Source organism: Streptomyces sp. NPDC002690, assembly GCF_053592415.1.
This window is the reverse complement of sequence record NZ_JBSFVR010000268.1, coordinates 1-10466: the sequence shown is the minus strand read 5'-3', so window position 1 is coordinate 10466 and position 10466 is coordinate 1. Positions and strand designations below refer to the sequence as shown.

The window sequence follows — 10466 nt, the reverse complement described above, 5'->3', positions numbered from 1 at the left end:
GTCAGGAGTCCGTATCGATCGCCGGTGGTCCCGTCAGAGAAGCGCCAACGGACAGGGCGGAGAGGAACGAGGACGCTTCGATGAAGGCGAACAGAGGATCGACTCGGGAGCGGTGGCCATGGAGGAGACTTTTCGTCGGCGGGTGGTGGTCGGCGTGGGCCTCGCTCAGGAGGACACCGCGCCACTGCGCAGGGCGGCGGCCGAAGCACGGCGTACCGGAGCCGAGTTGTGTGCGGTGCACGCCTGGGAGATGCCCGGCGGCGGATTCGGGCGCCAGGGGCAGTCCTGGGTCCAGGCGGCGATGTTCCGCGACGCGGCGGAGGAACGGCTGCGCGTGACGCTCGACGCCGCGTTCGGCCCGGACGGTCCCGCTGTCCCCACGCGGTGCCTGCTGGTGCGGAGTACCCCGGGCCGGGCCCTGGTCGCGACCGCCGACCGCGAGGACGACCTCCTGATCCTCGGTACGGGCCCGCGCGGCTGGCCGCACCGCCTTCTGTGGCCGTCCGTGGCCCGGTACTGCGTCGCCCACGCCTCGTGTCCCGTACTCACCGTGCCGCCCTCGCCGCTGGCGAGGGAACTCGGCTCCGTGCGGCGCAGGATCGCCTGGCGGCTACCGCTCGACGCCCGGGAACTGACCGGCCCCCTCCCCCCGGGGCCGGCGTCCTGACGTGACCTGCCGCCCCCACGAGACGCTCTCCGGCCTCGAACACCCGGCGCGGCGGCGGAACCCCGTCGCCGCGGCAACGGGGAAGCCCTTGTCGTCGCAGGTCAGCGCACCCTCCCCCGCGGTTTCAGCGGAGCGGCCGGGAGGACCGGAGCAGGCAGGCGCTCGCCGTCGTATCCCTTCACTTCACCGAATCCCAGCCCTTCCGCCCAGCCCTGCCGAGCCTGGACGATCTCCTCGGCCGAGCGGCCGAGGAAGTTCCACCACATAGCACGAGTTTGCCGTTTCATCCCAGCTCAAGGGCTTGATCGACCATCCGGGGTCAGCAAAAGGTCAGCAAGACACCCGGGAGTCGACATACATGTCCACCATTCATCATTTGACGGGGTGTCTGGGAGCGACTTCGCGGTTTCCTCCGCGCCGCGGCCTCGGCGCCACTTACTCTCCGCTTCATGGTGGAGTCCGAGATCGCGGAACGGATCGCCGCGCGCCGCGCGGAACCGGACGAACTCGAAGAACAGCTGGTCAAGCAGCTTGATCAGGTACGGGACGAGCGGGACGAACTCGCCGTCGCCGAGCGGGTCCGGCGACGCGTGGCCGAACGGTTCGCCGGCGAGCGGCTGGCAGCCGCACCCGCCGCGGTACAGAGGGCGGGACGTGCGGTGTCGCTGATCCCGCACCGTGAGGGCGGCATGGACGAGGCCGTGCTGCCGCCGGAGTACCAGCGCATCCTGGCCGCGGTCCGCCAGGCCGGGGCGCCGGTGGCGACCCGGGCCGTCGGCGAGACGTTGAGCCTGGACACCGGGGTGCGGGGCAAGCTGGAGCCGCCGCGGGGGACGCTGACCCGGCTCGCCGAGCGAGGCTGGCTGCGCAAACAGCCAGACGGCCGGTACTCCGTGCGCCTTCAATAATCCGTTGCCTGGGCAGATGGGGATAGCCCACGATGCCCGGATGCGTTCTCGATCAATATCCCGAACTTCGGCGACTTCGCCGACCCCCGAAACGTGGCAACCGTCGCGGCGGCAGCCGAGGAGTCCGGGTGGGACGGGCTCTTAGTCTGGGACCACGTCCATTACCGGGGGTACTCGGGGCGGCCCTTCGGGGACCCGTGGATGCTGCTGACCGCGGCCGTGCTCGCGACGTCACGGATCCGGGTGGGGACGCTGCTCACTCCGGTGGCTCGGTATCGGCCTCAGCAGCTCGCGCGGCAGGTGGCCACCCTGGACAACCTCAGCGGAGGCAGGGTCGTCTTCGCCGCGGGGCTGGGTGGGCCGGTCGAGGACGAATACGGCAGCTTCGGCGACTCCACCGATCGACGTGTGCTCGCCGAGCGGCTGGACGAAGGGCTGGAGTTGTTGGGGCGGTTCTGGACGGGCGAGGCCGTCGACCATCACGGTCGGCACTACCAGGCGCGGAACGTGAGCCTGCAGCCCGCCACCGTGCAGCGGCCCCGGCCGCCGGTGTGGATCGGAGGATTCTGGCCGAACCGTCCGCCCATGCGACGGGCCGCGCGGTGGGACGGCGCGGTGCCTTTGTTCAAGAACGCCCTGCATGGATATCCGCCGGACCCCGAGGACGTGCGGGAGCTGATCACCTATGTGCGCGGTCATCGAGAAGGCGACGCCCAGCGCCCCTTCGACCTCGTCGTCGGCGGCGCCACTCCGACGGACGCTGCCAAGGGCCAAGAATGTGATCGGCCCGCTGCGCGACGTGGGTGCCACCTGGTGGGACGAACGGCAACTCGATCCCGGCCCCGATGTGGACTGCCTGGCTCCGGTGCTGCGGCGCATCGAGGCTGGGCCGCCGGTACTCGATTAGTCAACCAGCGCCGCGGGCCCTCCGGCCCGGGTGAGGACGGCCGGTTGTGGGACGTAACTGCGGCGCCCCGGCGGTCGTCGAGATCGTGCGAGCAATAACAAAGAACGCGCCGAGGACGCCGTCTCCCTTGTGTGTCAGTGCCGCCTGCCCGTGTCCACGAGCTCTGTTGTCCACCTCGCCAACCTGCTACGGACTCGTCTGAAGGCGATCCCCTCCCCGTTTCGGATCCGATCTGGATCTCCGCCTGCCGGCCGGGACGCACCCGCGACGCCACCGCCGCCCGCCGGGACAAGATCGTCGAACACCTCAAGGCCGCCGGCCTCGGCGCCCTGGCCGACCTCGGCTTCGACAAGCCTGACGACCCCGACGATCTGGTCATCGTCATCGTCACCGGCTACAAGGCCACCCGGGCGAGAAAGCTCACCCCCGGCCAGAAGCAAGCCGACCGCGTCCTGGCCGCCGCCCGCGCCCCCGTCGAACACGGCTTCGCAAAGCTCAAGGCGTGGCGCATCTTCACCAAGCTGCGCACCGACCCGGCCCGCGGCCACCGCCCTCCTGCGAGCACTGCTCGTCCTGACCGACCTCGAAGTCAGCCGCTGACCGTGTCAGATGATCAAGAGAGCAGACTGTCGCCCGCGATCAGCGTGAGCATCCCAAAAAGCACCACACCAGCCCCTCCGACCAGCACATTCGAGGTTGGCGAAGCTTCACTGCCACCCACACCGTCACCGAGACCGGTGATGGCGATCGTCGCCGCGATCAGACCCACGTTGCCGAAGATGGGCTGAGTTGAGTCAACCCTGAAACATCCGGACACGGCCGTTGAGAGGGTGCGTCGGGCTGACCTCGCCGTTCGACGAAGCCCCCACCCGAAGGTGCCACCCGGGTCAACCACGGGGATCATTACGCAGGACGGCAGCCATCCCCGCCGCGGTGGGCATGCCCGGATTCCCGGCCCTTTCCGTGGGAACGGCACGCATCCCTCTGCGACCGGACCGCCTCGCCCGAGCGGTTCGGCAGGGCTGGCCGCGGCACGCGGTTCCCGCAGGGGCCACGGACGGGAACACGGGTGCTCTTCCGTGGGCAGGAGGGCCAGTGAGTGAGGAGGTCGCCATGGCACGAGATCGCATCCGGCTTGCCGAGGTGCTGGCTGCGGCGGAACACGCCGCGCCGGTGGACTCCCTGGATGTGGTGGCGCACAATCTGCGCACCCGGTTCGGTGCGCGCTATGTGTCGTTCCTCTTCGTGGACGTCGTCGGACGGCGTCTGCTGCGCGTGCACGACACAGCCGGTGCGCCGGAGGAGCACCGCGCCGAACATGTAGCGCTCGTCGGCAGCAGCGTCTACGACCAGGTGCTGCGCACCCAGAGGCTGGTACAGGCACCGCAGGGTGAGGGAGGGCGGCGGGTACTCGCTCCGGTCACCAACCGCGGCGACGCCATCGGCGTCCTGGAGCTCTTTCTCACCGACAGCTCCCAGGACGTACTGGAGCAGGTCGAACAGGCCGCCCACGCTCTTGCTTACATCATCGTCACCGACCGTCGTTTCACCGATCTCTACCACTGGGGCAACCGCACCACCACCGTCAGCCTGGCGGCGGAGATCCAGCGTCAGCTCCTGCCCTCCGCCCCCTCGTGCGAAGCCGCCGACTTCAGCCTCGCCGCCGCCCTGGTTCCGGCCTCCGACATCGCCGGCGACACCTACGACTACAGCCTCGACCGCGACACCCTGCACCTCTCCATCACCGACGCGATGGGCCACGACGTCGACGCCTCGCTCATGGCCACCCTCCTCGTCAACGCCTCCCGAAACGCCCGTCGCTCCGGCGCGGATCTCGGCGAGCAGGCCCGCCAGGTCCACCAGGCACTCCTCGACCACGGCAGGCGGACCTTCGCCACGGGGCAGCTGCTGCGCATCGCCCTCGACGGGAGCGCCGCCCGGTTCGTCAACGCCGGCCACCCCTGGCCTCTGAGACTCCGCGACGGTGAGGTCAGCGAAGTACGCATGGGGGTGGACATGCCTTTCGGAGTGCCCGTACAGGGCGACTACCGCGTGCAGGATCTCGACCTGCGACCCGGTGACCGTCTCCTCCTCCACACCGACGGCATGCAGGATCGCGAAGCGGGCTCTGTCGACCTGGCCGCCCTCATCCGTGCCACTGCCGCCGATCACCCGCGCGAGGTCGTACGCACGCTGATCACCGCGGTCGCCGCCGCATACGGCGGCCGGCCCCCCAAGGACGACGCCACCGTCCTGTGCCTCGACTGGCACGGCCCCGCCTGAGCACGCTGTCCGGTACGGAGCCGGCGGTCAGCGCCGGGGCAGCCGGTGCAGGACGACCTCGCCAAGGGCCCCGTCCGCCACCGTGCACGTCATGTACGTGCAGTACGGCTGTCGTCTGCGGTCGGTCGGCGACCCCGGGTTCAGCAGGCGCAGCCCGCCGGGTGCCAGGGTGTCCCAAGGGATGTGGCTGTGTCCGAAGACGAGGACGTCCAGGCCGGGGTGGAGCGCGGCGCAGCGCGCCTCGCGGCCGGTGGCCGCCCCCGTTTCATGGACGACGCCGAACCTCAGGCCTCCCAGCCGGACGCGGGCGAACTCCGGCAACCGGGCTCGCAGTTCCGGTCCGTCGTTGTTGCCGTAGACCCCGATCAGGCGCCGCGCCCGCCCCTCCAGCAGATCCAGGGTGGCCACGTCGACCCAGTCCCCGGCGTGGAGCACGGCATCCGCCCGGCCCGCCTCTCGAAGCAGTTCGTCGGGGAGCCGCTTGGCGCGCAACGGCACATGGGTGTCCGAGAGCAGTAGAAGCCGCACGGGAGAAGCGTCAGTCGCCGCTCGGGTCGTGTCGTCGCCCATCCAACGCCTTCTCTCCTGGACTTCTTGGTGCGCCGGCCATGAGGGTGGTCCGATGTGCGGGTGTGGGGCCATTCCGGCACGGCGGTCGGGGGGAACCCGATCTGGCTGCCGCTGGGCACCAGGTTCGCTGTCGGCGTCGGCAGCCGGCTCGGTGCAGCCGATGCCGGGCGCGAGAACCCACGCCCGAAGCAATGATCGCTCTTCGGACGCTCAGCGTGCGACACCGGCAGGGTCGGGGTTCCGTGGCGCCGTTCGTACACGCGGCGCGGCAGGCCGTGGACGGGCGTCGCCGGAGGTGCGGCATCACAGACAGCGGTGGCCGTCCCCCTGCTGAACCCGGGTGGCTCGGGCTCGGACCAGCACTACCGACGCGTAACCTCCGCATAGCCCTCCTTCGTTGGAGGGGCAACGCGGCAGGACAGTTTCCCCGACCGCCGATCGGTTACCTCGCCTCCTATGAACAGAACCTCGCACAAGGTCGGCCGCGGCAGCACCGATGTCACCTTCCTCTGGGCAGTGAGGCGTTTGTTGCCCTCCCCGTGGGGGCCCGGTCGCATCCTCCGCGGCATGGACCGCCTCGAACGAGCCACCGCGCTCGACAGACCCATCGAACTCCTCCGTACCGAAATCCGGGGGATCCCGCTCGGACCCTGGAGGGACGTACTGCACGGCCGCTGGCTCGGCCACCCCCTTCACCCTCTGTTGGCGCACGCCCCCCTCGGCACATGGCTTTCCGCCGCGGTACTCGACTGCCTTCCCGGTAGCCGGCGTGCGGCGCACGCGCTGATCGGTGTGGGGATCGCGGCCGCCGCCCCCGCCGCCATGAGCGGTTGGGTGGACTGGGCCGAGCAGTCACCCCGGCAGCAACGTGTCGGACTCGCCCACGCGGCGGTGAACGTGACCGCCGTGGTGCTGTACGGCACCTCGTTCGTCGCCCGGTTGCGCGGTCGTACTGCGCGGGGCAGAGTCCTCGGCTTCGCGGGGCTCTCCGTGGTCGGGATCGGGGGTGCGATCGGCGGTCACATGGCGTACCGGCAGGCATCGGGCGCCAACCATGCCGAAGCGGTGACCAATCTTGTCGCGCCCGGCTGGCACACCGTCGGTGTCCTGTCGGACTTCACCCCCGACCGACCGGCCCGACGATTCATCGACGACGTGCCCGTGGTCGTCGTGCGCGGAGCCGCTGACGACGTTCACGTCCTCGCCGAGTCCTGCAGCCACATGGGCGGCCCTCTCTCCGCCGGCACCGTCGGTGACGGCTGCGTGCGCTGCCCGTGGCACGGCAGCGTCTTCCGCCTGACGGACGGCTGGAACATCGGTGGCCCCGCCACCGCTCCCCAGCCGGCCTTCGAGACCAGGCTGGTCGACGGACAGGTGGAAGCCAGGTTGCGCGATCCGGCACCCCGTGGAGGAACCCCGCACGAGGTAGACCGGTAGAGGAGGCGCGGACGTTGGGTGGGTGCGCCCCACGGCGTCCGGCGAAGAAGGACAGCACAGCCGCTCCGCGGCCACCGCGGTGAGGGCTGCCGGACCGGAGGGAGACTCGCTGGGCCGAGAGAGTATGCAGCGAGGGGGCGGGTGCCGCGGTCCGGCCGGTGGCCTTGTTCATGAGCACGAGTCGTGAAGTCAGTTGTTCACGAGCTTGGGAGGCGCCCCGCTTCCGCGGTGGGTGATGTTCACGAGTTTCGACAGCACTGGGGTACTTGCCGGGGCAGCATTGGGATGCTTCTGGTGAAAGACCCTGGTCACGTGGACTCGATCTGGCCGGGGGCGAGGAAGCTGCCGCCGTAGCCAACTGCAGCCACCTCAGGGTCGTGTCCCCTATGGCGGCGTACCGCGCCCCACCGACTCATCGGATGGCGTACCCGTCCCCCAGCGGGCCGCCGGCTCGGTCCAGCACCTCCGTCACGGCCGCGGCGAAGGCGCTTGTGTCCCCGGCGACCGCCTGCGCGGCGGCCTCAGTCAACGCGCGGTGCAGCCCGGGGTCGGCCGCCGCCAGTCGCCGCGACAACCATGTGCCTCCGCCGAGCCAGTGCCCGCCAACCAGCAGGACCAGCTCCGACGCTCGCTGCAGCATGTGCGCGACCAAGTGCACCTGCTCGGCCGGGTCTGCGCAGCCACGCAGGTCGTCGAGCAGGTCGGTCAGGATGTACCGCTGGTAGTCCCGCTCGCGGTCCGAGAGTGGGGGCGGGCCGTCAGCCCAACGCTTTCGCGCCTCGGCTTGGAGCGAAGCGCCCAGCCCGTCCCTGTCCACCAGGAGCATGCCGTCGGAACACATGGCGAGCAACGGCGAACTCCGCTTCGCGGTCTCTTGGTCGGCGAAGCGGTGCCAGACCGCCTGAGTCTGCACGAACAGCTCCACCGGCCAGCCGCGGTAGACCAGGTTCTCCCGGCTGGGTGCGGGCGGCCCGTCCAAGAGGACCACGATGTCCAGATCGGAGGTGGGCGTCCGGCGGTCGGTGAGCACGCTGCCAGCGAGGAAGGCTGCTCGGGCGGCGCGAAACCGGTCCCGCACCAGTTCACGGGCGGTGAGTATGGGGTCGTCCATGCAGGAACCCTACGGATACCCCTACCCAAGGCACAGCGTTTTTCCTCACGCCGCGGCGGCACAGCGGCGCTGTCAGAACTCGTGAACATCTCCTTCCAAGGCGACCGCTAACCGACTCCCGAACTCACGCACAACTGCTGCCGTCCGACGGGCTCTGGCTCAACTTCTGTGACGCAGTCACTCTCGTCGGGGCGGGGCTGCCGCGGCTGTTCCGGGACATTCGGGAGGAGGACAGACTGACTGGGACGTGAGGAGCTCATGCAACGGTGCCGTCGAAGCGCGGACGTCACACGGATGGATACCTGTAACAGCCGCACCGTTACCGGCCTGTGCGCTGGGAACATCAACGTGGGAGCGGGAAGGTGAGCGGTAGCCTGCCACCGCTGAGGAGCCCATACCTTGCTGCGGGCTTCTTCACGGTCATGTAACTGCTGATCGGCGCCCTGTTGGCCGGCTTGCTCATTGCGGGATTCTCGGGCAGCGACATGTGGGCAGGGGTGGCGGCTCTCGCGGGCGGGGCCCTTGGAGCCGTTTTCGGCGTGTCGCGGCTTCGACGCACGCCCGAAGACGAACGACCTGACGACGGCATCTGTTAAGGAACGTGGGCATCGCAAAACCTGCGCCCGCGTCACAGAACTTGTGCCAGAACCTGAGCATGGACACCAGATGTTCACCACTTCGGAAGACAGCAAGCGCGCCAAAGGATTCGAACGGCGCAGCAGCCGAACTTGCTCTCCGGCATTTGCGACGGCCCTCAGTTCGAGATCGCTCTGTCGTGACTCAGGCAGGTTGAGTCGGCGGGAGCTGCCACTGCCCCGAGTGCCCGGGCGGCAGCTCCATGTCGCGCCGGATCGCCGTGTAGTACTTCTCCCGAGCCGCTCGCTGCTTCCCCATCTGGCCCGACCAAGTGTCTGCGGTGCAAGCGGGAAGTCCGAGTATCGCGCCGATTTGTGCCGGACCGAGTCTGCGGGTGCGCCGGAGTTCACCGGGCGACTCCACCTGGGCTCGGCATCCCGCCTCCAGACAGCAGACGGCGCCCACCATCACCTGACCAGTAGTCAGGAAAGTCAGCAAAAGGTCAGCATCGATCCGATTGAACCCTGACGCACATGACCGAACACGAGGCTCGACACGCTTCCTCTCGATCTCAGCAGACTCCGAGCCCGAGCACAGAACAGAGCGCGGGCCGAGTGCCTCAGCATGACGGCCGTCAGCGGGATAGCGTCCAACCCGGCAATAGGTTTCCCCAGGTCAGCGCACTCGCCCGCGCGACTTCAGCGGCGTGGTGGGCAGTTTCGGGGCAGGCAGGCGGGCACCGTCGTAGCCGTGCACTTCACCGAACCGCGAACCCTTCTCCCAATCGTTCCGCGCCTGTACGATCTCGTCGCCGGATCGGCCGATGAAGTTCCACCACATGACGATCTCCTCCGCGAACGGTTCACCCCCGAGGAGCATGAGTCCGGCGTCGGAGTCGGCGCGCAGGGACAGGTCGGTACGGCCGCAGCCGAGGTAGAGCATCGATCCGGGGAGTACGGGCACGCCGTCGACATGGGCCTCGCCCGACATCGACAGGACCGCGTACTCGAAGTCCGGGTCGAGCGGCAGGCGGGCCTCGGCGCCCGCGGTGAGGGCGAGGTCGGCGCCGACGATCGGGGTGTAGGCGGTCCCCGGCGAGGTGACCCCGTCGAGTTCGCCGAGGATCACCGTGGCGGCGAGTCCGGGGGCCGTCACCATGGGCAGGTCGGTGTGGTGCTGGAAGTGGGGTTCGACGTGCCGGTGGGCCTCCGGAAGGGCCACCCACAGCTGGGCGCCGTGCAGGAGGCGGGCGTGATCCTTCGGGCTCTCCTCCGAGTGGCTGATGGCCCGGCCCGACGTCATCAGCCCCAGCTCCCTCGGGCGTACGGTCTGGAGGCTGCCGAGGCCGTCGCGGTGCAGGACCTCGCCCTCGTGCAGCCAGCTCACGGTCTGCAGTCCCATGTGCGGGTGGGGCGGAACCTGCATGCCGGGCTCGTCCGCGATGTCGTCGGGGCCGTAGTGGTCGACGAACGCCCAGGCGCCGATCATGCGGCGGCCGAGGTTGGGCAGCAGCCGGCGGACTTCGGTGGACTCGCCCAGTCGTACGTGGCGCGGGGTGAGGAGTTCACGTACCGGTTCGGCGACGACGAAGCCCCGTCCTCCGCAGACGGACAGCGTGGCCTGGCGATCGAGGTTGCTCATGGTGGTCAACCTATTGCGCTCCGGCCGGGCGGTGGGGCCGGAAGCGCGACCGCCACCTCACCTATTTAGTGGAATATTCAACCATCACGGTATGTTGTCCCCAGCACCCGGCGGGAGGTTCGAACAGCCGCCCGGCCGGCAGCAGAGGAGGAACAGCATGACTGAGAACTACTACGAGTTCGGCACGGCCGCCGACCGCTGGAACCGCGCGCAGTTGTTCTTCGACGCGAAGGAATACCTCACCGCGGCGCGTATTCTCGGCGGGCTCGTGCGTACAGATACGGCACGTCACGGGAGACCGGGGTGGTGGCCAAGGTGGTCTCGGGCGGGTTGGGGAAGGTGTTCGCGGGAGCACCGGCGGTGCCG

8 protein-coding genes and 3 pseudogenes are annotated in these 10466 nt (G+C 69.4%); 7 read left to right on the top strand and 4 right to left on the bottom strand.

The window, feature by feature from the left end:
- The first annotated feature begins 118 nt into the window (after nucleotides 1-118).
- Nucleotides 119-667, top strand: coding sequence for a universal stress protein (locus ACWD3D_RS26710; RefSeq protein ID WP_451463338.1), 549 nt, complete (start codon nucleotides 119-121; stop codon nucleotides 665-667).
- Between the two features lie 101 nt (nucleotides 668-768).
- On the opposite strand, the pseudogene ACWD3D_RS26705 reads toward ACWD3D_RS26710, so the two are convergent.
- Nucleotides 769-933: pseudogene (locus tag ACWD3D_RS26705) on the bottom strand (pirin family protein); the annotation flags it as partial.
- Between the two features lie 183 nt (nucleotides 934-1116).
- On the opposite strand from ACWD3D_RS26705, the gene ACWD3D_RS26700 reads away from it, so the two are divergent.
- The 4 genes and pseudogenes from ACWD3D_RS26700 to ACWD3D_RS26685 all read left to right on the top strand — a co-directional run bounded on the left by ACWD3D_RS26700 (nucleotide 1117) and on the right by ACWD3D_RS26685 (nucleotide 4765).
- On the top strand, nucleotides 1117-1575 hold the full coding sequence (locus tag ACWD3D_RS26700) for a hypothetical protein (protein WP_451463337.1): 459 nt from the start codon (nucleotides 1117-1119) through the stop codon (nucleotides 1573-1575).
- Between the two features lie 51 nt (nucleotides 1576-1626).
- A pseudogene (locus tag ACWD3D_RS26695) lies at nucleotides 1627-2482 on the top strand (LLM class flavin-dependent oxidoreductase).
- A 131-nt stretch (nucleotides 2483-2613) separates the two neighbouring features.
- Nucleotides 2614-3270 carry a transposase family protein gene (locus ACWD3D_RS26690; RefSeq protein WP_451463336.1) on the top strand — a complete coding sequence of 219 codons (657 nt, stop codon included), beginning with the start codon at nucleotides 2614-2616 and terminating at the stop codon, nucleotides 3268-3270.
- 325 nt (nucleotides 3271-3595) lie between these two features.
- Nucleotides 3596-4765 carry a PP2C family protein-serine/threonine phosphatase gene (locus ACWD3D_RS26685; RefSeq protein WP_451463335.1) on the top strand — a complete coding sequence of 390 codons (1170 nt, stop codon included), beginning with the start codon at nucleotides 3596-3598 and terminating at the stop codon, nucleotides 4763-4765.
- A gap of 27 nt (nucleotides 4766-4792) precedes the next feature.
- Here ACWD3D_RS26685 and ACWD3D_RS26680 read toward each other — a convergent pair whose 3' ends face one another.
- Nucleotides 4793-5293, bottom strand: coding sequence for a metallophosphoesterase family protein (locus tag ACWD3D_RS26680; protein WP_451463334.1), 501 nt, complete (start codon nucleotides 5291-5293; stop codon nucleotides 4793-4795).
- A gap of 609 nt (nucleotides 5294-5902) precedes the next feature.
- Here ACWD3D_RS26680 and ACWD3D_RS26675 point away from each other — a divergent pair.
- The gene (locus ACWD3D_RS26675; protein WP_451463333.1) at nucleotides 5903-6772 is read left to right on the top strand and encodes a Rieske 2Fe-2S domain-containing protein; all 870 of its coding nucleotides are present in this window, start codon (nucleotides 5903-5905) and stop codon (nucleotides 6770-6772) included.
- A 412-nt stretch (nucleotides 6773-7184) separates the two neighbouring features.
- Here ACWD3D_RS26675 and ACWD3D_RS26670 read toward each other — a convergent pair whose 3' ends face one another.
- Both ACWD3D_RS26670 and ACWD3D_RS26665 read right to left on the bottom strand, forming a co-directional pair.
- Complete coding sequence (locus ACWD3D_RS26670; protein WP_451463332.1) at nucleotides 7185-7883, bottom strand: nucleotidyltransferase domain-containing protein; 699 nt, start codon at nucleotides 7881-7883, stop codon at nucleotides 7185-7187.
- 1251 nt (nucleotides 7884-9134) lie between these two features.
- Nucleotides 9135-10100, bottom strand: coding sequence for a pirin family protein (locus ACWD3D_RS26665; protein WP_451463331.1), 966 nt, complete (start codon nucleotides 10098-10100; stop codon nucleotides 9135-9137).
- Between the two features lie 157 nt (nucleotides 10101-10257).
- On the opposite strand from ACWD3D_RS26665, the pseudogene ACWD3D_RS26660 reads away from it, so the two are divergent.
- Nucleotides 10258-10466 (top strand): annotated as a pseudogene (locus ACWD3D_RS26660) (hypothetical protein); the annotation flags it as partial.

Bases quoted from the DNA above. Each gene is read 5' to 3' on its own strand.
- ACWD3D_RS26710 (WP_451463338.1), top strand. From the start codon at position 119: ATGGAGGAGACTTTTCGTCGGCGGGTGGTGGTCGGCGTGGGCCTCGCT.
- ACWD3D_RS26700 (WP_451463337.1), top strand. From the start codon at position 1,117: ATGGTGGAGTCCGAGATCGCGGAACGGATCGCCGCGCGCCGCGCGGAA.
- ACWD3D_RS26685 (WP_451463335.1), top strand. From the start codon at position 3,596: ATGGCACGAGATCGCATCCGGCTTGCCGAGGTGCTGGCTGCGGCGGAA.
- ACWD3D_RS26675 (WP_451463333.1), top strand. From the start codon at position 5,903: ATGGACCGCCTCGAACGAGCCACCGCGCTCGACAGACCCATCGAACTC.
- ACWD3D_RS26670 (WP_451463332.1), bottom strand. From the start codon at position 7,883: ATGGACGACCCCATACTCACCGCCCGTGAACTGGTGCGGGACCGGTTT.
- ACWD3D_RS26665 (WP_451463331.1), bottom strand. From the start codon at position 10,100: ATGAGCAACCTCGATCGCCAGGCCACGCTGTCCGTCTGCGGAGGACGG.